This window comes from Pseudarthrobacter sp. LT1, from assembly GCF_035621795.1.
Taxonomy (GTDB): Bacteria; Actinomycetota; Actinomycetes; order Actinomycetales; family Micrococcaceae; genus Arthrobacter.
The window spans coordinates 3,147,253-3,169,564 of record NZ_CP141830.1 but is presented as its reverse complement, the minus strand read 5'-3'; the positions used below and the strand labels follow the sequence as shown (position 1 = coordinate 3,169,564).

Below are 22,312 nucleotides of genomic sequence, written 5' to 3'. Positions count from 1 at the left end.
CCACCTTGATGGGCAAGAATGGGTTTATGTCGAACATTTTTGGTGCTCCCAAGGCCGGCGCCGCGAACGGACCGGACGATGCCCGGGCTGTTCCCACCGGTGACACCGTAGGCTCCTACACTTCCTACCTCGACGCCCAGAAAGCGGTTGACTACCTGGCGGACCAGCAGTTCCCGGTCCAGATGGTGTCCATCGTGGGCAATGAACTGAAGATGGTGGAGCGGGTTACGGGGCGCCTGAGCTACCCGCGGGTGGCGTTGTCGGGAGCGCTCAGCGGCATGTGGTTCGGCCTGTTCGTGGGCGTCATGCTGTCCTTCTTCGCTCCGTCACCCGGGTACTTCTCCATCATGACCTCGGTGCTGATGGGCGCGGCGTTCTTCATGCTGTTCGGCATCGTCACCTACGCCATGCAGCGCGGCAAGCGGGACTTCACCTCCACCAGCCAGGTGGTGGCCACCAGCTACGACGTGATCGTGGCCCCGGAGGCAGCCCACGAGGCCCGGCGGCTCCTGCAGCAGTTGCCCATGTCCCGCTCGGACGCGGCATCCGGCCACGGCCCGTATACGCAGCATGACTACTACAACCAGCCGTACCAGCAGCAGCACCACCAGCAGCCCGGGCAGCAGCAGGGGCAGGGCCCGGCCCGCCCCGCCGGCTGGAACGATCCCTACGGCCAGCGGTCCTCCGGTTCGTCCGCCCATAACGGGCCGGAGCAGGAAGGCCACGGGTACCCGGACGACGCCGGCCAGCAGCATACCGGCCAGCAGCCGGCGCAGCAGTACGACGGCGGCCAGCAGCACAGCGGCCAGCAGCCGGTCCGTTCCGTCCGTTACCCGGACCTGCCGGACGGCCGCCCGCAGTACGGCGTGCGCCTGCCCCAGGGCCCTGCCGCCGAAGCGGGGCAGCCGGGCATGGGACAGACCACGGAACACCGGGCAGAAGCAGAACACCGGGCAGGGGACCACGTGCAGGATGGCGCGGAGCACCCGGGTGAAAACCAGTATGGTCCCGACGGGGACCAGCACCGGGGCGACCACCGGCAGTAACACCGCAGGTGCGTCGAGGTCCAGGAGCCTGACGGCGTCAGGAACCGGTGCCACAAACAAAGAGCGGGGCCGCTGGAATGATTCCAGCGGCCCCGCTCTTTGATTCTTCAGCCCCTGTCAGGCTTCTTCGGTCCGGTAGATGCCGGCCATCCAGTCCTCCACATCCTCCGCATTGCGTGGCAGGGCGGCACTAAGGTTGACGGGGCCATTAGCGGTCATGAGGATGTCGTCCTCGATCCTGACACCGATCCCGCGGTATTCCTCCGGGATGGCCAGGTCTTCCTTCTTGAAGTACAGGCCCGGCTCAATGGTGAACACCATTCCCTCGGTGAGGACGCCGTCAAGGTAGAGTTCCCGCTTGGCCTGCGCACAGTCATGGACGTCCAGGCCCAGGTGGTGGCTGGTGCCGTGCGGCATCCAGCGGCGGTGCTGCTGGCCCTCCGGGCTGATGGCTTCCTCCACGCTGACGGGCAGGATTCCCCATTCGGCCAGGCGCTCGGCCAGGACCGTGGTGGCTGCGGTATGGATGTCACGGAACTTGGTTCCCGGCTGGGCCGCCGCGAATCCGGCGTCGGCAGCGTCGAGGACCGCCTGGTAGACCTTGCGCTGGATGTCGCTGAAGGTGCCGCTGGCCGGAAGGGTCCGGGTGATGTCCGCGGTGTAGAGCGAGTCGGCCTCGACGCCGGCGTCCAGGAGCAGGAGCTCGCCGGCGTGGATCCGGCCCGTGTTCCGGGTCCAGTGCAGCACGGTGGCGTTGTTGCCGGACGCCGCGATGGTGTCGTAGCCCAGTTCGTTGCCTACCTCGCGGGCACGGGCGAAGAAGGCCCCCTCCACCACGCGTTCACCGCGGGCGTGCGTGAGGGCCCGCGGCAGGGCCTTGACCACCTCTTCGAATCCTTCAACGGTGGCCGACACCGCAATCTTCATCTGCTCGATTTCCCACTCGTCCTTGAGCAGGCGCAGTTCGGAGAGGGCTTCGCTGAGTTTCTCGTCCAGGGCGTCGAGGACTTCGAGGTCCAAGTTCTCGGGGTCCCTGGCCGTGTTGTACCGGGCCGTGTCCACCAGCGCGTCAATGTTGTCGTCAACCTTGCGGACCAGGCGGATGGAGATGCCGCCGATCTCCGGGGCGCCCACATCCTTGGTGATTGCCGTTTCCAGCTGGTCGATGTGCGCGGTGGCCAGTCCCAGCCGGGCCTCGAACTCTTCGAGGGTGGGGCGGGCCCCAATCCAGAACTCACCGGAGCGGGAGTCCGCGTAGAACTGTTCCGTGTCCCTGCCGCCCAGCGGCCGGAAGTACAGCGTGGCGCGGTGGTGGGCGCCGTCGTCGCCCGTTCCCTCTTCCACCGGTTCCAGGATCAGGACCGCGTCGGGCTCGTGGTCCAGCCCGAGGCCCGTCAGGTGGGCGAAGCCGGAGTGCGGGCGGAAGCGGTAGTCGCAGTCGTTGGAACGGACCTTGAGCGGCCCCGCGGGGATGACCAGGCGTTCGCCTTTGAACTGGGCCGAGATTGCCTTGCGCCGGGTTGCGGCGTAGCCGGCGACGGCGTCGCGCCCGGGGAGCTCCTGGCTGGACGGCGCCCAGTTGCTGGCCATGAAGGCCTTGAAGGCGTTGGAACTGGGCCGCTGGGAGCGGTTGTTGACGCGGTCCTCCAGCGGCTGGGAAGCAGAGTTTTGGGTGTTTTCGGCATCGTTCACGGCACCATCGTCTCACCAGCGTCCCGGCTATGCGAACAGGCCTCCCCGGTCTCCTGTTCCCGGTCCACTACGCTGGATAAGTGAGGATTGACCTGCATGCCCACTCCAACGTCTCCGACGGCACCGAGACCCCGGCCGATGTCATGGCCTCTGCTGCCCGTGCGGGACTGGACGTGGTGGCCCTGACTGACCATGATTCGACGGCCGGCTGGGCGGAGGCCGCCGCGGCCGCCGCCACGTACGGTGTGGCCCTGGTGCCGGGCATGGAAGTCTCATGCCGGACGGAGGAGGGCATCAGTGTCCACCTCCTGAGCTACCTGCACGACCCCACCCATCCCGGCCTGCTCGAGGAAATCACGAAGGCCAAGGACTCCCGCCTGACCCGCGCCGAACGCATGGTCACCATCCTTGCCGAGGACTATCCGCTCACCTGGGACGACGTGATCCACCATGTGGCGCCCGGAGCCACCCTGGGCCGGCCGCACATCGCCGACGCCCTCGTCGCCGCGGGTGTGGTGGAGGACCGGTCCGAGGCCTTTGCCTCCATCCTCACCTCCCGGTCCCGCTACTTCATCCCGCACTACGCACCGGACCCGGCCACCGCCGTTGAACTGGTCCGTGCCGCCGGCGGCGTGCCCGTGTTTGCCCATCCCGTGGCCTCCTCCCGGGGGCGGATCGTGGGAGAGCGGACCTACCGGGAGATGATTGACGCCGGGCTGGCGGGCCTGGAGATCAACCACCGGGACAATCCGGAAGAGGGCCGGGATTTCCTGCGCAAACTCGCGGCCAGGCACGGCCTGCTGATCACCGGCTCCTCCGACTACCACGGCACCGGCAAGCCCAACCTGCTCGGCGAAAACCTCACGGCCCTGGAGATGCTGGCGCGAATCGAGGAACTGGGTACGGGAGCCGCCGTCGTCCGCCCCTAAGGGGCAGGCAACACCCTGGCTAGTTGGACGGGAAGGAGCTCAGGGTGGCGTGCGCTCCGAGCCGCTTGGCCATGATGTCGATGGCGGGCTGGTTCTGGTCCACGCACACGAACCTGCGGCCGAGCTTGGCGGCAACTGCCCCGAGGGTGCCGGAGCCGGCGAAGAAGTCCAGGCACCAGTCACCGGGCCGGGACGAAGCAGCGACCACGCGGCGGACCAGGCCCTCGGGTTTCTGCGTGGGGTAGCCGGTCTTTTCCTTGCCGGTGGGCGAGACGATGGTGTGCCACCAGACGTCGGTGGGCAGCTTTCCCAGCTCCCGCTTGGCAGGGGTCACCAGGCCGGGCGCCATGTAGGGCTCCCGGTCCACCTCGGCGCTGTCGAAATGGTACTTCGCGGGGTTCTTGACGTACACCAGGATGTTGTCGTGCTTGGTGGGCCACCGGTTTTTCGCCCGGGCGCCGTAGTCGTACGCCCAGATGATCTCGTTCAGGAAGCACTCCCGGCCAAAGATGGCGTCCAGCATCACCTTGGCGTAGTGCACCTCGCGGTAGTCCAGGTGCAGGTACAGGGTGCCGTCGTCGGCCAGGAGGCGCCAGGCCTCCACGAGCCGGGGTTCCAGGAAGGACCAGTAGTCGCTGAACGCGTCGTCGTAGCGGTGCAGGGCGCCCTTGATCGTGTCGTAGGAGCGGCCCTTGAAGCCCACCCGGTCCCCGCTGCCGCCGGCGTTCACCACCATCCGCGTTTCCTGGCGCTGCTGCGGCCGGCCCGTGTTGAAGGGCGGGTCCACGTAAATCAGTGTGAAGGCGCCGTCCGGCAGCGTGGGGAGGTACGCCGCGTTGTCCGCGTGCACCACCAGGCTGCCGCCGTCCGGCGCCCAAACAGTGTCAGTCATCAGGGCAGTTAGGCCTCGGAGTTGCCCGGCTGGCTGCCGTTGTCCGCACCGGCCACCACTTCGCCGTTGCGGCGGCGGGTGCGTGTGCGGGTCCGGCGGGCGCGGTTGGGCTTTTCGCCCTCTGCCGCGGGTGCCGCAGCTTCGGCGGCGGATGCGGTCTCCGGAGTTGAGGGACGACGACGGCGCTCGCCCGGGCGTCCGGTGGAGTCATTGCTGCGGCCGCCTTCGCGGCTGCCGCCCTTGCCGGCGTCGGTATTTCCGCGGCCCCGCCCGTCCCGGTCGCGTGAGCGGCCTGCGTCGCGGCCGCCGCGGCTGTTCTTCTTGCCGGTCTCGCCGAGGTCCTCGAGGACTTCGGCGTCGACGCCGGCCAGGGTCCGCTTGTCACGGGGCAGGCGGCCCTTGGTGCCCTCGGGGATGTCGAGGTCGGTGTAGAGGTGCGGCGAGGAGGAATAGGTCTCGACGGGCTCCGGCACACTCAGCCCCAGCGCCTTGTTGATCAGGCCCCAGCGCGGCATGTCGTCCCAGTCCACGAACGTGACGGCGGTGCCCTTGTTGCCGGCACGGCCGGTGCGGCCCACCCGGTGCAGGTAGATTTTCTCGTCTTCCACGCACTGGTAGTTGATGACGTGGGTAACGTCCTCGACGTCGATGCCGCGCGCGGCAACGTCCGTGGCCACCAGGACGTCCACCTTGTTGTTGCGGAACGCCCGCAGCGCCTGCTCCCGGGCGCCCTGGCCCAGGTCGCCGTGGATGGCGGCGGCCGCGAAGCCGCGGTCCACAAGTTCCTCGGCCACCTTCGCTGCGGTGCGCTTGGTCTTGGTGAAGATGATGGTCCGTCCGCGGCCGCGGGCCTGCAGGATGCGTGCCACCACTTCGGTCTTGTCCATGCTGTGCGCACGGTAGATCAGCTGGCGGATGTCGCGCTTGGTCAGGCCCTCGTCCTCCGGATCCGCGGCGCGGATGTGCGTGGGCTGGGTCATGTAGCGGCGGGCCATGGCGATGACCGGCCCGGGCATGGTGGCGGAGAACAGGAGGGTCTGGCGGACGGCGGGCGTTGCCGCGATCAGCGTCTCCACGTCCGGCAGGAAGCCCAGGTCCAGCATTTCGTCGGCTTCGTCCAGCACCACGATCTTGACGTTCTTCAGGCTCAGGTGCTTCTGCTTGAAAAGGTCGATCAGCCGGCCGGGGGTTCCCACCACTACCTCGACGCCCTGCTTCAAAGCCTCCACCTGGGGCTCGTAGGCGCGGCCGCCGTAGATGGTGGTGATCCTGGCGTTGCGCTTGCGCGCCGCCGTTTGAAGGTCGTTGGCTACCTGGACCGCCAGTTCACGGGTGGGAACAATGACCAGGGCCTGCGGTGCGCCGGGCACGGCCAGCTTGGCGTAGCCCGGATCATCCTGCCCGATCACGCGCTGCAGCGCCGGAATGCCGAAGCCCAGGGTCTTGCCGGTACCGGTCTTGGCCTGGCCGATGATGTCGTGGCCGCCCAGGGCGACCGGCAGGGTCATGGCCTGGATGGGGAAGGGGTGGGTGATGCCGGCGTCGGCCAGGGATTCGACGATGTCTGCGCGGACGTTGTAGTCGGCGAAGGACTTCTCCGCGATCTCGTGCGGCGTCTCGTCGGAGATGATGGTTTCTTCCGGCTCGATGGTTTCCGTGCCGGACTCATCGCTCAGGAGCTGGTGGGTATGCAATTCACTCACAGGGGAGTTTCCTTATTCATTTGGGCAATGGCGCTGCCTGCTCAACGGGCCGGCCAAGGCTGGCCGCTCCGGAGCACGCTCAGGCGCGCAAGCGATTCCAGTGGAAGCCGATCGCGGGCTATCTAAATGCTGGCACTGGTGACCAACGGGTAAATCTCAAGATCGCGTAGGGGCGGGCTTGTTGGTTTCAAATCAAGGAAATCAACGACCGGGCATCCAGTTCTACCCTTCCAGTCTAGCCGTACGGGCGCGGAAACACGGTTTCGGTCCGCCCGGGGCACCTGCCGGCCTCTCAGGAAACGAGTTCGAAGTGGATCTGCCGGGTGGTGATGTCCGAGGAAACCAGCCGTACGCGGACCTTGGTGCCGGACTCCAGTTCGCCCGCGCAGCGTGCAGTCACCGCAGGTTCGGCGATCTGGATGATCCCCGAACTTCCGTTTCCGTTGCCGTTGCCGTTCTTCCCGTTCCCGTTTCCATTCTTGCCGTTTCCGTTGCCGTTTCCGTTTTGCGGCTTGGATCCGGAAATGACGATGGCATCAAACTCCTGCCCGATGTGGTTCAGCAGCAGCGCCGCTTCCACGGTATCCAGGGCCAGGCGTTCCATTCGGGAGGCCAGCTGGTCCGATCCCGCCATGATGCCCGGGAGCAGCGGCAGGGCCTCCCGGGCCCAGCCGGGGACGTCGCCGCCGTTGCTCAGGGCCTCGCAGATGACCAGCACGAAGCGGTCCACCAGGCGGCGCAGCGGCGCGGTGGTGTGGGCATAGGCGGCGCCGATGGCCGACTGGATGCCGTCTTCGGGGACAGTGCCATCGAAGGCGGTGTAGGACGCGCCACGGAACAGCATGCCGGCTGAGTGCATGATGGCCAGCTGCCGGGGATCGGTGGGATCGAGCGACCGGAGGTACTCGCCGTAGCTGACCTCCCCGTCCCACGGCCTGCCCAGCACCTCGGTCTGCAGCCGGAAATGCCGCAGGGACCGTTCATCCGGAGCGGGCATGGTGCGCAGGATGCCCACTTTGCCCTCCAGCATGAGCTGTGCGGCGGCCATTCCGGTCATCAGGGAAATCTGCGCATTCCAGTCCTCCACGGGAAGCTGCGGAACAGCGTCGATCCGGTAGCCGCCGTCGGGCAACTGGACGATCTCCTGCTCAGGCATGTTCAGGCTGGCGCCCCCGCGTGCCCGTTCCAGCGCCACCCGCTTCAACCCCACCTCGCGGAGCAGCCCCAGCACGGGCGAGGCAGTCCCGGCGTCAAGATCGGCCTGGGCGCCTTTGTAGCTGAGCTTGTCACCGCTGATGACCCGCGCCCGCCGGACGCCCACGGACAGCACTGTCGCGTCACCGTCGAGCGTGAAGTCCCAAACGAAAGCCGAACACTCCTGGCCGGGCAACAGGCTTCCGGCGCCCTCGCTGATCACCTCGGGGTGCAGCGGGATCCGGCCGTCCGGGGCGTAGAACGTCTGTCCGCGGCGCCGGGTTTCGGCGTCCAGCGGGCCGCCCGGAGCAACAAACGCCGGAACGTCGGCGATGGCGTACATGACCCGGTAGCCGTTTCCGTCCCGTTCGATGAACACTGCCTGGTCCAGGTCCGTGGAGGACGCCGGATCGATGGTCACGAACTCGACGGCGGTCAGGTCGTATGACGGCAGTTTCAGCGCCGCGATGGCGGCCCGGGCGTCTTCCACTGCTTCGGCGGGGTACGGCCCCGGCAGTTCAAGTTCCGTCCGCAGCAGGCCCAGCGCCTCTTCCAGGGCGTTCTTGTGGTCATGGACGTTGGGGGCCAACCGATGATGTGACACAAAAATCAGCGTATCCCCAAGTCCCGGAATTAAGCAGGCTCAGGAGCCGGTGCCGTCCAGCGCGTCGAGAAGGGAGGCGGCGGCGGCCGCGGGGTCGGGTGCCTCCGTGATGGCGCGGACCACCACGATCCTGCCGGCACCCGCCTCCACCACTTCCCGGACGTTTCCGTGGTCGATGCCGCCGATGGCAAACCACGGCACGGGATCTCCGGCCTGCCGGGAGGCTTCGGCGGCATATGTCACCAGTTCAGGGCCGACGGCGGCCCTGCCGGGCTTGGTGGGTGTGGCCCAGACCGGACCCACGCAGAAATAGTCCAGCCCTGACGGCCCAACCGTTGCGGTCAAGGCGGCGTCCACCTGGTCGGTGGTGTGGCTGGAGAGTCCAATGGCCGCGTTTCCGTTGACCAGCGTCCGTGCTGCCGGCAGCGGAAGGTCCTTCTGGCCAATGTGGAACACCGGTGCCCCGGACAGCACGGCGATGTCCGCACGGTCGTTGACGGCCCACAGCCGGCCGTGGCGTACCGCTGTTTCCTTCAGGACCGCCAGGAGGTCCAGTTCCTCTGCGGCCTCGATGGTCTTGTCGCGCAGCTGGATGATGTCCACGCCGCCGGCAAACGCGGCGTCAATGAACTCTGCGAAATCGCCGCGCGCCGTCCGTGCGCCGGTGCAGAGGTACAGGCGGGCTGCCTTGAGGGCGTCGCTGTGGCCGGCGTTGGCAACTTCGGCGGTGAGGGCCGCGGTGGCTGGAGCGTGGGGGCCGGCGGGCAGGGATGAGGCGGACACATTCATGCCTGCAAGCCTAGTTCCTCTAAACTGGGCAGGTACTGCGGGAGCCTGCGGCAGCTGTCACAAAGCGCCGGGCTGAGAGGGCGTCAGAGCCGACCGCTTGACCTGATCCGGTTAATGCCGGCGTAGGGAAGGAACCACATGCGCAACCCCGTTGACAATGTCCCCGGGCCCGCCCATACCGGCATCCAGTCCACCGTCCGGGCCGACGTCGCCGTCATCGGCGGGGGAGTGGTGGGCCATGGCATCGCCTGGGAGGCGCAGCGTTCCGGACGCTCCGTTGCCTTGATCGATGACGCACCCGGAAACGGTGCCAGCTGGGCCGCCGCGGGCATGCTTGCCCCGGTCAGCGAACTTCACTACCAGGAGGAGGACCTCCTGGAACTGATGCTTGAGGCATCGTCCCGCTGGCCCGGGTTCGCGGCGGGGATCGCCGGCGCGACGGGGGCGGATTGCGGATACCTGACGACGCCGACACTCGCCGTGGGTGCCGACGCCGCGGACCGCCGCGCGCTGATGGACCTCCGCGCGGTACAACAGGCCAACGGACTGGGGGTGGAGCCCCTGGCCGTGCGCGAAGCCCGCAAACGCGAACCGCTGCTCAGTCCCGCCATCGCCTGCGCCCTGGACACACCCGCAGACCACCAGGTGGATCCCCGGCGCCTGGTGGCAGCCCTGCGGTTGGCCCTCGCGGGCGCTGCACTTAGGTCCCCGGAGCGGGCCGCCGCCGGAGCGGTGGACGGGTATGCCGTACCCGACCGGGCCGCCGGCCTGCTGTGGGAGGGCGGAGCGGTTACCGGTGCCGGCCTCGCCGGCGGCGGCACCGTCCTGGCGGCGGAAACCATCGTGGCCAACGGCCTGCAGGCAGGGGACCTTGGGGGCCTGCCCGACGGCCTCGACCTGCCACTGCGCCCAGTCCACGGGGACATCCTCCGCCTCGCCGTTCCGCAGCACCTCCAGCCCCTGGTGACCTCCACGGTGCGCGGCCTGGTGCACGGCGTCCCCGTCTACATCGTCCCCCGGCAGGACGGAACCGTGGTGATCGGGGCAACCCAGCGCGAGGACGCGCTCTCCGATGCCGTGAGCGCCGGAGGCGTCTACCAGCTGCTGCGGGACGCGCAGGCGCTGGTGCCCGCCGTCGCCGAACTGGAACTGCTCGAGTGCACCGCCCGGGCCCGCCCCGGTACCCCTGACAACGCGCCCCTGCTGGGCCGCGTGCGGGTGGATCCGGGGTCCGGAAACCCTGCCGACGGGCACGTCCCGGGACTCATCATCGCCACCGGGTTCTTCCGGCACGGCGTCCTGCTCACACCCGCCGCAGCCGCCATCTGCACGGCGCTGCTGGACGGTACATCCGATTCCCGCTGGGCGCCCTTCAGCCCGGAGCGGTTCTCCCGGCCGGCGGCAGCCGCCACCACACCCCACATCAAGGAGACAGCGTGAACATCACCCTGAACGGAAACACGCACGAGGTGGCCGACGGCGCCTCCATCACCACGCTCGTCAGCCAGGTCACCGGGCGCCCGCTGGCACCCAACGGACAGGCGACGGACGGCGGGAAACTGGGCGTCGCCGTCGCGCATAATGCCCAGGTGGTGCCGCGCAGCCAATGGTTCGCCACCGCGCTCGCCGAGGGCGACGATATTGAACTTGTCACTGCAGTACAGGGAGGCTGACGCCATGACCGAAACCAACACCATCAACCCCGCCGGAAACGCGGGTGCCGCCGACGCCCTGGTGATTGACGGCGTCGCCCTCGGATCCCGGCTCATCATGGGCACGGGCGGGGCACCCAGCCTGGACGGCCTGGGCGCAGCGCTGCTGGCCTCCGGCACCGCCCTGACCACAGTGGCCATGCGGCGGTACTCCACGGCTGAAACTGGGTCGCTGTTCCAGCTGCTGGTGGACCATGGGATCCGCGTGCTGCCCAACACTGCCGGCTGCTTCACGGCCAGGGACGCGGTCCTTACTGCGGAACTTGCCCGGGAGGCTCTGGAGACCGACTGGGTGAAACTGGAGGTCATCGCGGACGAGCAGACCCTCCTGCCGGACGCCGTGGAGCTCGTGGACGCCACGGAGCAGCTGGTCAACCGGGGGTTCAAGGTCTTCGCCTACACGAATGACGACCCCGTGCTTGCGCTGCGGCTGGAGAACCTCGGCGCCACCGCCGTCATGCCGCTGGGCGCCCCGATCGGCACCGGACTGGGAATCCTGAACCCGCACAACATCGAGCTCATCGTTTCCCGCGCCTCGGTGCCGGTGGTTTTGGACGCAGGGATCGGCACGGCGTCAGACGCTGCGCTGGCCATGGAGCTGGGTTGCGACGCCGTCCTGCTGGCCACGGCAGTGACGCGGGCCCAGAACCCCGCGCTCATGGGCGAGGCGTTCAAGCATGCAGTGATCTCCGGCAGGATGGCCAGGGCCGCCGGGCGCATCCCTCGCCGGGAGCACGCCCTTGCCTCGTCCGCGATGGAGGGCCGGGCGGAGTTCCTCTGACCCCACCGTGAGACAGGTGTGGCCACCACCCGGATGGGTGGTGGCCACACGCGTATTTACTGACCTGCCGGCGGTCAGCGCCGCAGAATGACTGTCAGCCGCTCCGTGTCCCGGCGCGCACGGGTACGGCCCAGGTAGACGACGGCGGCGACGGCTGCAGCTACTCCGACGACAATGGGCAGGACCCACGGAAGCCAGGTGGTCCCCGGCAGGTAGCCGAAGCCCGCGGTCATCAGGATGATCCACGCCAGCGCCGCAACACCCGCCGCAACACCGGCCGGAACTGCCGCACCGTATTTGGCATGCCGCTTGTCATTGGCCCAGACGACGAAGCCGGCGGCGACGCTTGCCAGCACCACGATGGTCAGCGAAAGCATGGATCTCCTTGGAAAACTGCGGTGGCCCGGGGACGGGCAGAGGGTGAAACGGGCCGGACTAGAACTGGCCGAAACCTACGCGCCGGACCTCCTCGGCACCGATTTCCACGTAAGCCAGTGCGTTGCCCGGAACAATGATCAGGCGTCCTTTGTCATCCTTCAGGCGCAGTTCGCTGCCCTCATTAATGGCTTCGCCAACAACCTTGGCCACCGTCTCCGCATCCTGGGTTGATTCCAGCACGATTTCGCGGCCAACGTTCTGAACGCCGATCTTAATTTCCAAGGGGGCCTCCCAGCCTGTGAAAGTACTCGTGTTTCTCTACGAGGTGTTGTCTTATTTGTAGTCTAGGACTCTTTGGGGAAGCGAGAGATTCCGCGCCAAGCTAAACGGTAGATGAGGTCGCTGGCCACATCGAGGTCCAGGTTGCCGTCCGTTTCCAGCCAGTACCGGGCGCTGACCTGGGCCATTCCGGCCAGGCCGCGGCCCAGGAGTTCGGCTTCCAGGTGGGGGAGCTTGGTGTCCTCCGCAATGACCCGGGCGATGGCGTCGGCGAAGGTCCGGTTGAAGGTTTCGAGCCGCGAGCTGACATCGGGATCGTTGATCAGGTCGGACTCGAACACCAGGCGGTGGGCCTGGTCGTCATTGGCGATGAAGTGGAAGTAGGCGCGCATGACGGCCTGGACGCGTTCATCATTGTCCGTGGTGGAGTTCAGGGCGCCCAGCATCAGTTCGGTCAGTGAGGCCAGGTGGCTTTCCAGCAGGGCGAGGTAGAGGTCGCGCTTGGAAGGAAAGTGCTGGTACAACACCGGTTTGCTCACATGGGCGGTTTCTGCAATCTCATCCATCGCCGCACCGTGGTAGCCGTTGGCTACGAACACCTCCTGGGCCGCGGCAAGGAGCTGTGCGCGGCGCTCATCCCGGGGCAAGCGGGCGGACCGCTGGCCTGCGGGGCGGGAGGGAGTTTGGGGTGCGGCGGAGGTCGGACGGTCAGCCCGTGCTTCAGGGACCACAGTTGTCCTTCTTTCCATTGCAGTTACCCTTCACTTTACTGCGGGGTAATATGACCCGGCGGTATCCCGGGGCATACATTGAAGTATGGCTTCGACTTTCACCGCAAATGTTGCAACCCCTGCCCTGGATCCGCTGGTGGAACCGGCTGCCGGCCTCACCCCCGCCGAGGTTGAACGGTACTCCCGGCACCTGATCATTCCCGAGATCGGCGCGCTGGGGCAGCGGCGGCTCAAGAACGCCAAGGTGCTGGTCATCGGCGCCGGCGGCCTGGGTGCCCCCGCCCTGCTGTATCTCGCCGCGGCCGGGGTGGGAACGATCGGAATCATCGACGACGACGTCGTGGACTTGAGCAACCTGCAGCGCCAGGTGATCCACGGCGTCAGCGACGTGGGCCGCCCCAAGATCGAATCGGCGCGCGATGCCATTGCCGAGCTGAACCCGCTGGTTGACGTCCGGCTGCACAACGTGCGCCTGGACTCATCCAATGCCCTGGAACTGTTCAGCGGGTACGACCTCATTCTTGACGGTGCCGACAACTTCGCCACCCGGTACCTGGTGAACGATGCCGCCGCCATCCTGGGCAAGCCCTACGTGTGGGGTTCCATTTTCCGTTTCGATGGCCAGGTCAGTGTGTTCTGGGAGAAGCACGGACCCACCTACCGGGACCTGTACCCCGAGGCACCGCCTGCCGGTTCCGTGCCGTCCTGCGGTGAGGGCGGCGTCTTCGGCATGCTGTGCGCTGCCGTGGGATCGCTCATGGTGACCGAAGCGGTGAAGCTGATTACCGGCGTCGGACGTTCCCTGCTGGGCCGCGTGGCCCTGTTTGACGCACTGGGCGGCAGCTGGCGTGAAATTCGCGTGTCGAAGGACCCGGCTGCCCAGCCCATCACGGAACTCACTGACTACGAGGCGTTCTGCGGCATCGCCCCGGCCGCCCCGTCGGACACGGAACACATCGTCACAGCCACCCAGCTGGCCACCATGCTGGCCTCACGGAAAGCCGGGCTCAAGGACTTCGAACTGGTGGATGTCCGCGAGTCGGGGGAGTACGACATCGTCCGGATCGACGGGGCCAAACTCATCCCGCAGGGACGCATCCTGGCCGGGGAGGCCTGGGATGAACTTCCGCAGGACCGGGACATCGTGTTCCACTGCAAGGCCGGTACACGCTCCGCCAACGTCCTGGCGGCGGCCCGGCAGGCCGGCTATCAGCGGGTCAGCCATCTCGACGGCGGGATCCTGGCCTGGGTGCGGGATGTGGAACCCGGGAAACCGGTCTACTGACCGGTTGCTCTATCAGATATGGCTCGCAAACCGGTGGTTTAGGAGCCATATCTGATAGAGCAAGGGGGTGTTTGTGGGTCAGGCGGTCTCGCGGCCCTTGTGGTCCACCGGGCACTCGGCCTCCACCACTGCCGTCGCGGCCGTGCCGGGCTGCTCGACGGTGATGCCGTACAGCGCTTCAAGCGCCGCAACGTAGTCATCCTGCTGCCCGTTTGCGGCGAGTTCGCGGGCGCGGACGGTGGGGACGTGCAGCAACTGCTTGACCATGCGGCGGAGTGCGAACTCCACTTCTTCGGCGGCAGCGGTGCAGCCGTGGCGGGCACGGACCTTTTCCATCTCCGCGTCCAGCACGTTCATGGTGTGGCGGCGCAGGGCAACGATGGCGGAGTCCACGGAGCGGGCTTCGCGCTCCTGTTCGAAGGCCTTGGCGGCGCCTTTGACGATGCCGCTTGCCTGGGCCAGCGATTCCGCCTGCTCCTGCGGTGCTGCCAGGCGCACCGATTCCAGGGTCAGCAGTTCCACGCCGTCCAGCTCGCCGACGGCAGGATCGAAGTCGTGGGTGAGCGCCAGGTCGATGGCAATCAGGGGCTGGGGTGAGTCCGCACGGACCTGGGCCAGTTCGTCCGCTTCAACCCGGGTGTCCGAGCCGCTGCAGCCGATCATGACGTCGGCGGCCGCCACCGCCGGGCGCAGCGAATCCACGTCCAGGGCAGACCCGCCGCGCGAGGCCACGAATCCTTCGGCCCGGCCGGACGAGGAGTATACGGAGATGTCCGTGCAGCCGCGTTCACGCAGCAGTGCCATCGTGGCGCCGGCGTACGCGCCGGTCCCGAACAGCACAACCTTCTTGGTCGACCAGTCGGGGTTTTCGGAAAGATCGGTGGCCAGGTCCAGGGCCACCGAAACGATGGAAAGCCCCCGGGAACCGAGGGCCGTCTGCGCGCCGACGTCCTTGGCGGTTTTCGAGGCGGCCTGGAACAGCCGGACCAGGCCGGCGCTGGCAGTACCGTCGTGCTGTGCGGTGATGAGGGCGCGGCGCACCTGGCCGGCGATCTCGCGTTCACCAACGACGGCGGAGTCCAGTCCGGCGCTGACGGCGAACAGGTGCTGGGTCACCTCGGGACCGGTCCGGGTACTGAAGGAGCGTGACACGAGGGGCTCGGAGAGTCCGCTGGCCTGGCTGATCCGCGACACCAGCGCCGCCCGGGCCGCTTCGACGTCGTTCGGATTGGGAGCTTCGCCGTAGATCTCATAGCGGTTGCAGGTGGCGAGGACCACCGCTCCGGCCACGGCGGGGGATTCGGTGAGCGCGGATGCGGCAATCCCGGAGGAACCGTTGCTCAACTGAGCAACGGTTTCAAGATCGATGTCGGCGTGTGTAGCCACCAATGAGAAAAGAACCACAGCAGACCAATCATAGCTTTTTCGTTGCCCGGTAGAACAACCACCGGAAAGGATAGTCGCCACACCTGGACGTGATCCGTGCCACCTCGGCGATTCCCGTGCCCTCAGCGACAGGTTGTCGTTATCTTTTGCAGCTCTTTTTGGGCACAATCAAAAGCATGACTCCTAGCCCTGCCGTCTCCGCTGCCGGCACCCTCGCCGCAGACCATCCACTGATGGACGGCCGCACAGCAGACTCCCCGCTGATCACGGCCTACCGCGGCGGCAAGCCGTCCCGCCGTCCCGTCTGGTTCATGCGGCAGGCCGGCCGGTCGCTGCCCGAATACCTCAAGGTGCGCGAAGGCATCGCCATGCTGGACTCCTGCCTCCGCCCGGAGCTGGCCTCTGAGATCACGCTCCAGCCCGTCCGCCGCCATGATGTCGACGCCGGCATCTTCTTCTCCGACATCGTTATCCCGCTGAAGCTCGCGGGCGTGGGCGTGGACATCGTGCCCGGGGTCGGGCCGGTCCTCGACAAGCCGGTACGCACGGCAGCCGATGTTGCCGCCTTGCCGCAGCTCACGTGGGAAGCCCTGGAGCCGATCCGTGAAGCCGTCCGCCTCACGGTGGCCGAACTGGGCAAGACGCCGCTGATCGGTTTCGCCGGCGCACCGTTCACGCTGGCCGCCTACATGGTGGAAGGAAAGCCGTCCCGCGACCACCTGGGCCCGCGGACCATGATGCACGCCGACCCGGAGACATGGAACGCGCTGGCCGACTGGGCTGCCGACGCTTCCGGCATGTTCCTCCGGGCCCAGCTGGAGGCGGGCGCCTCGGCCGCCCAGCTGTTCGACTCCTGGGCGGGCTCGCTGGGGCTGGCCGACTACACCAAATACGTTGCGCCGGCGTCGTCCCGTGCCCTGGACCACGTCCGCCACCTGGGTGCCCCGCTCATCCACTTCGGCACCGGCACGTCCGAACTCCTCGTGGCCATGCGGGACGTTGGAGTGGACGTGGTGGGCGTTGACTACCGGCTGCCGCTCGATGAGGCGAACCGCCGGCTGGGCGGAACCGTGCCGCTGCAGGGAAACATCGACCCCGCGCTGCTGGCAGCACCCTGGGACGTCCTGGAGGCGCACGTCCGCGAGGTCATCGCCGCCGGCGCCGGCGCCCCGGGCCATGTCCTGAACCTGGGACACGGCGTACCGCCCGAAACGGACCCTGACGTCCTGACCCGGGTGGTGGAGCTTATCCACTCCATCTCGCCGGAGTAACCGGTGGGCAGCTCCCCGGCGAAACCTGGCCAGGCGCTCGTGGTGGGCGGCGGGATCTCCGGGCTGCTCTCCGCCCGGGAACTCGCAGCAGCCGGTTATGAGGTGACTGTCCTGGAAGCCGGGACGGCGTGGGGCGGCTGTGTTGGCAGCCATACGGTCGCGGGGCTGACCCTGGACAGCGGCGCTGAGTCCTTTGCCACCAGGTCCGACGCCGTAGCCCGGCTCTGCGCGGACCTTGGGCTCGGCGCGAAGATCGTTCCCCCGCGGCCCGGGGGTGCCTGGGTGCAGCTGCCGGACGGGCCGCGCGAGCTGCCCCGGACCGGAGTGCTGGGTATTCCCGCCAACCCCTGGGACCCTGAGGTCCGCCGCACCCTGGGCATCCTCGGCTCGCTGCGCGCCTCCCTGGACCGGCTGCTGCCCGCATCCATAGGGGCAGGGGCCGGCGTCACCAGCGTCTCCACGCTGGTCCGGACCCGCATGGGGTCGCGCGTGCTGGAACGCCTCGTCTCGCCCGTGGTGGGCGGCGTCCACTCCGCCGATCCCGGCCTGCTCGACGTCGATATGGTGGCTCCGGGCCTGCGTGCAGGCCTGCGCAGGCACGGTTCCCTCGCTGCCGCGGTCTCGGCACAGCGGCGCGGCGCGGGCACGACCGCCCAGGCCCGGACGCCCCAACCGGCAAAGGCCGGGTCCGCCGTCGCAGGCCTCGAAGGCGGCATGCACACGCTGGTGGACGCCCTGGTGTCGGAGCTCGAACGCCGGGACGTGACCCTGCTGTTGGGCACTGCCGCCACGTCGGTTTCCCGCACCCCGGAAGGCTGGCGCGTCGATGCTGCCGGCGCGGCCTTCCATGCCGCGCTGCTTGTCATGGCCGTGGAGGGCCCGGCCGCCGTCGAACTGCTGGAACCTGCTGTACCTGCCATCTCGGGAAAGAAACCGGCCTCCGGGCCGGACGTCAAGCTGGTCACGCTGGTCCTGGACAAACCGGACCTGGACCGGCGGCCGCGTGGGACGGGAATCCTGGTGGCCCCGCAAACGCCCGGCATCGAAGCAAAGGCGTTGACGCACGCCACGGGCAAATGGGATTGGCTGACCGCCGCTGCCGGCCCCGGGCGCCATGTGGTGCGCCTTTCGTACGGCCGGGTGGACGGTGCTTCGGCCCCTGCCGCCGCCGGTCCCCAAACCGATGATGAGCTGTTCGCGGCCGCCCTGCGCGACGCATCCGCCCTGCTCGGCGTCCGCATCACCGGCGGGGACGTGCGGGGCTGGGACGTGGTCCGGTGGCGCGGAGCCCTGCCGTTCGCCGCCGTCGGTCACCGCGCACGGGCAGCGGACATCCGGCGGTCCTGCAGCGCCGCGGGCGGCCTGGCCGTCGTGGGCGGATGGGTTGCCGGGAACGGGTTGGCCGCTGTGGTGGCCGACACACGTGAGCAAATCGGCCAACTGCCTGCCGCCTGAGCGTCGGTGCTGGTCAGCGCCCCGAAGCCGGTCCTTGGCTCCGGCCTGGCGGGACGGCCGGGCCTCCTTCCTGGTTTCCAATCGGCCAGCCGTTCTGGTTAGGGTCGATGACTATGGTTCAACACAGGTCCGAGCTTTCACTTTCCCGGACCGGTATCCATGGGGGACTCCGGCGCGGCACCGCAGCAGCGGCCGTCGGAGCGGTACTGGTTCTTTCCACCGGCGTCCAGGCGTCCTTGGCTGACGACGCGGTCCCCCCTCCGCAGGATCCGGCGGCACAAGGATCCGTGGCCGCAACCGCCGCGGCGTTCGGACTGTCCACGGCGGCCCGTCAAGGCGCTCCCGGAACTCAGGGAGCCACGGGGAACGGTGCATCCGGGCATGAGGGAGACAGCCGGCAGCGAGCGGGCGAACCCACTGCGGGATCCCCGGCCACGAGCGCCCCGCGCACGCCATGGCCCATTCTTCCGGTGCCGGGTTCCCTGCTTCCGGCGGCCAACGGTTCCCCGTCCGCGGGGGCCACGTCGGCTACCGCGCCCAGTCCGACGTCCTCCGAAACGCCGCCGGCACCTGGCCCGCGAACCACAGCCGCTGCCACTCCGACCAGCTCTCCGGCCACCGACCGGCCAGAGTCTCCCACGGCGTCCGGGCCCTCCACTGCGTCAGCGCCGGCCGCTGACCCCGCAACCGGCACTTCCACGGCGGCCGGGGCGCCGGCGCCGGAAGGCGTTCCTTCGGCCGGTGGGACGGCCGCGGGAGCACCAGCAGGAGGGTCTGCTCCGGCCTCCGGAACCCAGGCAGCAGTGCCGGGCTCCGGCGGCGCGGGCAGTCCTTTCGTTCCCACTTCCGCCGTGGCGGGCGGCAGTGCTCTCGGCGTGCCGGGCTCCGGCGTGGCGGCCAGTCCTGACGCCACACATGCGTCCGCCCTGCCAACGTCGCTGTCCATCAACGCGCGCCAGTCCCAGCCCACCCGCGCGCCGCACGCTGCGGGCGCCCCGGCCGGACCGGGACAGGCAGTTTCCTCCACCGGCCCACTGCCTGGCGTGCCCGATGCCATGGTGTGGCTGGGTGCGGGCCTTGTCGGCGTGGGAGCGGCTGCCGGTCTGGTGTTCCTGCGGATGCGCCGCCTCTAAGGGGCGCATCCGGTGGCCTGCTGCACAAGGGAATGTGACTTTGCTCACTTCTACGAGCTGTAGAACTTTTCGGTTTCGTCTTGGGGCAGGGAAGGGGCAAACTTGTAACCATGAGCCACACTTCTGCCGAATCTGTCACTAAAACCGAAGAATCAGCCGAGCAGTTCTTTACCCTCTGGACGGTATTCAAGAGGTCGGGGTCAGTGGTCCGCAGCGCTGATGCCGCCGCCGACTTCGACGCGCTGCTGGAACGTCTCGCCGCCGCCGGCGTCACCCACCGGGGCAGCTACGATGTCTCGGCCATGCGCGCCGACGCCGACGTCATGGTGTGGCTCCATGGACCCAAGCCGGAAGCGCTGCAGCAGGCCATCCGGGACATCCGCCGCAGCACCCTCTTCGCCGGCACCGAGATTGTCTGGTCCGCGATGGGTGTCCACCGCGAGGCCGAGTTCGCCAAGAACCACACCCCGGCATATTCCCGCGGTGTCGCTCCGGCGGAGTGGCTCTGTGTTTACCCGTTCGTGCGCTCCTACGAGTGGTACATCCTGCCCGAGGCCGAGCGCGGCAAAATGCTCCGCGACCACGGCCTCCTGGGCCGCGACTTCCCCCAGGTCATCTCCAACACCGTTTCTTCCTTCGCCCTGGGCGACTGGGAATGGATCCTGGGCCTGGAAGCCCCCGAGCTCGTTGATCTGGTGGACCTCATGCGCCACCTCCGCGCCACCGAGGCACGCAACCACGTGCGGGAGGAAGTCCCGTTCTACACCGGACGCCGCATCTCCGCCGAAGAGGTTGCCGAGGTCCTGGCATGAGCCCGGAACAGCAGGCCGCCACCGCCGTCAACCCGGTGACCGAGGCCGGACGCATGGCCCCCAAGAACTACGACGCCGTCCTGCTGGCCTCCTTCGGTGGCCCGGAAGGCCAGGATGACGTCATCCCATTCCTCCGCAACGTCACCCGCGGCCGGGGGATCCCGGACGAGCGGCTTGAGGAAGTCTCACACCACTACCGCGCAAACGGCGGCGTCAGCCCCATCAACCAGCAGAACCGCGAGCTGAAGGCAGCGCTGGAAGCCGAGCTGGCTGCCCGCGGCATCGAGCTGCCCGTGCTGTGGGGCAACCGCAACTGGGCCCCCTACATCCCGCAGACCCTGCAGGAAGCGTACGACGCCGGCCACCGCCGGGTGCTGATGCTCACCACGAGTGCCTACTCCTGCTACTCCAGCTGCCGCCAGTACCGCGAGGACATCGGCATGGCGCTGACGGAGACCGGTCTGGACGGCAAACTCGAAGTGGACAAGGTCCGCCAGTACTTCGACCACCCCGGTTTCGTGGAGCCGTTCGTGGAGGGCACCGCCGCCGGCCTGGCCGACGTGCGGGCCAAGCTCGCCGAAGCCGGCACGCCGGATGCCCCCGTCCACATCCTGTTCGCCACCCACTCCATCCCTACCCGGGACGCCGAAGCTGCGGGCCGCTCCGAGGGGGAGCCCCGCGTGTTCGAGGAAGGCTCCGCCTACGTGGCCCAGCACCTCGCCAATGCCGCCGCCGTCATCGAACGGGTGGAGAAGGAATCCGGGCTGACCGCACCGTGGTCCCTGGTCTACCAGTCCCGTTCCGGTGTCCCGCATGTGCCGTGGCTGGAACCGGACATCAATGACGCCATCGAGGAACTGGCCGGCCAGGGCGTCAAGGGCATCGTCATCGTTCCGCTCGGCTTCGTCAGCGACCACATGGAAGTCGTCTGGGACCTGGACACCGAAGCGATGGAAACCTGCGCCAACCTGGGCCTGGCCGCCACCCGCGTCCCCACGCCCGGTACGCACCGGAAGTTCGTTGACGGCCTGGTGGACCTCATCTCCGAGCGGACGGTGGCCAACAACATCAGCGACCGCCCCGCCCTGACGGATCTTGGTCCCTGGTACGACGTCTGCCGACCAGGATGCTGCGCCAACTTCCGTGGCGAAAAGCCCACCATTGCAGGGGCCGACACCACGGTAGGCACCGGCCATGACCCGTACCCGTCCGGCGGTGCCGCGGAAACGGCCCAGCTGTGACAGTCCGGATCGGAACACGCGCCAGCAAGCTGGCGCTCACCCAAACCCAGCAGACCGCGGACCAGCTTGCCGCCGTCGGCGGTTTCCCGGTGGAACTGGTGCACGTCCGCACGGACGGCGACGTCCTCACGGGCTCGCTGTCCCAGATGGGCGGCACGGGCGTCTTTGTTGCCGCCCTGCGTGACGCGCTCCTGCGCGATGAGTGCGATGTTGCCGTCCACTCGCTCAAGGACCTGCCGACAGGGGCAGCAGTAGGCCTCAGCCTTGCCGCCACCCCGCGCCGTGTGGACGTCCGCGACGTCCTGTGCGCCCGCGACGGACTCAAGCTGGCAGACCTGCCCGCCGGTGCCCGCATTGGCACCGGTTCGCCACGGCGTGCGGCCCAGTTGCGCGCCGCCCGTGCGGACCTGGACATCGTGGACATCCGCGGCAACGTGGATACCCGGTTGGGCCGCGTTCCCGGGCTGCCCGGCAACTCCACTGGCGAGGTGGTCCCCGGAAAGTCCTGTGACTTGGACGCCGTGGTGCTCGCGGCCGCCGGCCTGGAGCGGATCGGCCGCCTGGACGCCGTCACCGAATACCTGGAAACCGACGTGATGCTGCCCGCAGCAGGACAGGGATCACTGGCCATCGAGTGCCGGACGGCGGACGCCCCGCCAAAGCCCGGCGCGGCTGACGGCTCCCGTGACGTCCTGGCCCAGGCCCTGGCAGCGCTGGACGACCCCGACACCCGCCTTGCCGTCACGGCGGAGCGGGCCCTGCTGGCAAGGCTCGAAGCAGGCTGCGCAGCTCCGGTGGGAGCATACGCCTACCGCAAAGGCAGCATGCTGCACCTTGAAGCCGTGGTGTGCGCCGTGGACGGCACCGCCACCGTGCGGGACAAGCGCGCCACGGACGGACTGACGGAGGTGGGAGCGACCCTGCTGGGCATTGAACTGGCGGAGGCCCTCCTTGCTGCCGGAGCCGCCGACATCGCAGACCTGCAGGCGTCCTGACCTG

Annotated in this window: 22 protein-coding genes and 1 riboswitch; of the genes, 12 read left to right on the top strand and 10 right to left on the bottom strand. The window is 68.3% G+C overall.

The features are described from left to right. Nucleotides 1-26 precede the first annotated feature (26 nt). On the top strand, nt 27-1,046 hold the full coding sequence (locus VIK36_RS14840) for a general stress protein (RefSeq protein WP_255172724.1): 1,020 nt from the start codon (nt 27-29) through the stop codon (nt 1,044-1,046). 117 nt (nt 1,047-1,163) lie between these two features. On the opposite strand, the gene VIK36_RS14835 is transcribed toward VIK36_RS14840, so the two are convergent. After that, nucleotides 1,164-2,738: an aminopeptidase P family protein gene (locus tag VIK36_RS14835; protein WP_324642526.1), complete on the bottom strand. Its 1,575-nt coding sequence runs from the start codon at nt 2,736-2,738 to the stop codon at nt 1,164-1,166. Nucleotides 2,739-2,818: 80 nt separating this feature from the next. On the opposite strand from VIK36_RS14835, the gene VIK36_RS14830 reads away from it, so the two are divergent. Next, nucleotides 2,819-3,667, top strand: a complete 849-nt coding sequence (locus tag VIK36_RS14830) for a PHP domain-containing protein (protein WP_324642525.1) — start codon at nt 2,819-2,821, stop codon at nt 3,665-3,667. Nucleotides 3,668-3,686: 19 nt separating this feature from the next. Here VIK36_RS14830 and VIK36_RS14825 read toward each other — a convergent pair whose 3' ends face one another. The 4 genes from VIK36_RS14825 to thiE all read right to left on the bottom strand — a co-directional run bounded on the left by VIK36_RS14825 (nt 3,687) and on the right by thiE (nt 8,849). Further along, a complete protein-coding gene (locus tag VIK36_RS14825; RefSeq protein WP_324642524.1) occupies nt 3,687-4,559 on the bottom strand; it encodes a site-specific DNA-methyltransferase in 873 nt (290 codons plus the stop codon). Between the two features lie 8 nt (nt 4,560-4,567). After that, nucleotides 4,568-6,262: a DEAD/DEAH box helicase gene (locus tag VIK36_RS14820; RefSeq protein WP_324642523.1), complete on the bottom strand. Its 1,695-nt coding sequence runs from the start codon at nt 6,260-6,262 to the stop codon at nt 4,568-4,570. A gap of 292 nt (nt 6,263-6,554) precedes the next feature. Continuing rightward, complete coding sequence (locus tag VIK36_RS14815) at nt 6,555-8,060, bottom strand: RNB domain-containing ribonuclease (protein WP_324642522.1); 1,506 nt, start codon at nt 8,058-8,060, stop codon at nt 6,555-6,557. Nucleotides 8,061-8,099: 39 nt separating this feature from the next. Beyond that, nucleotides 8,100-8,849 carry a thiamine phosphate synthase gene (gene thiE / locus VIK36_RS14810; RefSeq protein ID WP_324642521.1) on the bottom strand — a complete coding sequence of 250 codons (750 nt, stop codon included), beginning with the start codon at nt 8,847-8,849 and terminating at the stop codon, nt 8,100-8,102. 27 nt (nt 8,850-8,876) lie between these two features. Continuing rightward, a riboswitch (TPP riboswitch) is annotated at nt 8,877-8,995 on the top strand. Between thiE and thiO the strand changes: the two genes are divergently transcribed. The 3 genes from thiO to VIK36_RS14795 all read left to right on the top strand — a co-directional run bounded on the left by thiO (nt 8,988) and on the right by VIK36_RS14795 (nt 11,342). Next, the gene (gene thiO, locus VIK36_RS14805) at nt 8,988-10,289 is read left to right on the top strand and encodes a glycine oxidase ThiO (RefSeq protein WP_324642520.1); all 1,302 of its coding nucleotides are present in this window, start codon (nt 8,988-8,990) and stop codon (nt 10,287-10,289) included. It overlaps the preceding riboswitch by 8 nt. Continuing rightward, a complete protein-coding gene (thiS, locus tag VIK36_RS14800; protein WP_159631501.1) occupies nt 10,286-10,522 on the top strand; it encodes a sulfur carrier protein ThiS in 237 nt (78 codons plus the stop codon). Before thiO ends, thiS begins: the two co-directional genes overlap by 4 nt. 4 nt (nt 10,523-10,526) lie before the next feature. Then, complete coding sequence (locus VIK36_RS14795; protein WP_303693483.1) at nt 10,527-11,342, top strand: thiazole synthase; 816 nt, start codon at nt 10,527-10,529, stop codon at nt 11,340-11,342. Nucleotides 11,343-11,416: 74 nt separating this feature from the next. On the opposite strand, the gene VIK36_RS14790 is transcribed toward VIK36_RS14795, so the two are convergent. The 3 genes from VIK36_RS14790 to VIK36_RS14780 all read right to left on the bottom strand — a co-directional run bounded on the left by VIK36_RS14790 (nt 11,417) and on the right by VIK36_RS14780 (nt 12,730). Then, a complete protein-coding gene (locus tag VIK36_RS14790) occupies nt 11,417-11,719 on the bottom strand; it encodes a hypothetical protein (protein WP_324642519.1) in 303 nt (100 codons plus the stop codon). 58 nt (nt 11,720-11,777) lie between these two features. After that, on the bottom strand, nt 11,778-12,002 hold the full coding sequence (locus VIK36_RS14785; RefSeq protein WP_159631504.1) for a DUF3107 domain-containing protein: 225 nt from the start codon (nt 12,000-12,002) through the stop codon (nt 11,778-11,780). 62 nt (nt 12,003-12,064) lie between these two features. Then, complete coding sequence (locus VIK36_RS14780; RefSeq protein ID WP_255172715.1) at nt 12,065-12,730, bottom strand: TetR/AcrR family transcriptional regulator; 666 nt, start codon at nt 12,728-12,730, stop codon at nt 12,065-12,067. An 85-nt stretch (nt 12,731-12,815) separates the two neighbouring features. On the opposite strand from VIK36_RS14780, the gene moeB reads away from it, so the two are divergent. Further along, complete coding sequence (gene moeB, locus VIK36_RS14775) at nt 12,816-14,015, top strand: molybdopterin-synthase adenylyltransferase MoeB (RefSeq protein WP_255172714.1); 1,200 nt, start codon at nt 12,816-12,818, stop codon at nt 14,013-14,015. Nucleotides 14,016-14,093: 78 nt separating this feature from the next. Here the strand turns inward: moeB and VIK36_RS14770 are convergent, their stop codons facing one another. Beyond that, nucleotides 14,094-15,419, bottom strand: coding sequence for a glutamyl-tRNA reductase (locus VIK36_RS14770; RefSeq protein ID WP_324642517.1), 1,326 nt, complete (start codon nt 15,417-15,419; stop codon nt 14,094-14,096). A gap of 158 nt (nt 15,420-15,577) precedes the next feature. On the opposite strand from VIK36_RS14770, the gene hemE reads away from it, so the two are divergent. Both hemE and hemG read left to right on the top strand, forming a co-directional pair. Beyond that, nucleotides 15,578-16,672, top strand: coding sequence for a uroporphyrinogen decarboxylase (gene hemE, locus VIK36_RS14765; protein WP_324642516.1), 1,095 nt, complete (start codon nt 15,578-15,580; stop codon nt 16,670-16,672). Nucleotides 16,673-16,675: 3 nt separating this feature from the next. Further along, nucleotides 16,676-18,127: a protoporphyrinogen oxidase gene (gene hemG, locus VIK36_RS14760; RefSeq protein ID WP_324642515.1), complete on the top strand. Its 1,452-nt coding sequence runs from the start codon at nt 16,676-16,678 to the stop codon at nt 18,125-18,127. Nucleotides 18,128-18,476: 349 nt separating this feature from the next. Here the strand turns inward: hemG and VIK36_RS14755 are convergent, their stop codons facing one another. Then, on the bottom strand, nt 18,477-18,971 hold the full coding sequence (locus VIK36_RS14755; RefSeq protein WP_324642514.1) for a hypothetical protein: 495 nt from the start codon (nt 18,969-18,971) through the stop codon (nt 18,477-18,479). A gap of 7 nt (nt 18,972-18,978) precedes the next feature. On the opposite strand from VIK36_RS14755, the gene VIK36_RS14750 reads away from it, so the two are divergent. The 4 genes from VIK36_RS14750 (at nt 18,979) to hemC (ending at nt 22,308) form a co-directional block, all read left to right on the top strand. Further along, nucleotides 18,979-19,260 (top strand): hypothetical protein, encoded by a 282-nt coding sequence (locus VIK36_RS14750; RefSeq protein ID WP_324642513.1) that lies wholly within the window; start codon nt 18,979-18,981, stop codon nt 19,258-19,260. Nucleotides 19,261-19,370: 110 nt separating this feature from the next. Then, on the top strand, nt 19,371-20,072 hold the full coding sequence (gene hemQ / locus VIK36_RS14745; protein ID WP_255172708.1) for a hydrogen peroxide-dependent heme synthase: 702 nt from the start codon (nt 19,371-19,373) through the stop codon (nt 20,070-20,072). Further along, nucleotides 20,069-21,313, top strand: coding sequence for a ferrochelatase (locus VIK36_RS14740; RefSeq protein WP_324642512.1), 1,245 nt, complete (start codon nt 20,069-20,071; stop codon nt 21,311-21,313). Before hemQ ends, VIK36_RS14740 begins: the two co-directional genes overlap by 4 nt. Further along, nucleotides 21,310-22,308 carry a hydroxymethylbilane synthase gene (gene hemC, locus VIK36_RS14735; RefSeq protein ID WP_255172706.1) on the top strand — a complete coding sequence of 333 codons (999 nt, stop codon included), beginning with the start codon at nt 21,310-21,312 and terminating at the stop codon, nt 22,306-22,308. Before VIK36_RS14740 ends, hemC begins: the two co-directional genes overlap by 4 nt. Nucleotides 22,309-22,312 lie beyond the last annotated feature (4 nt).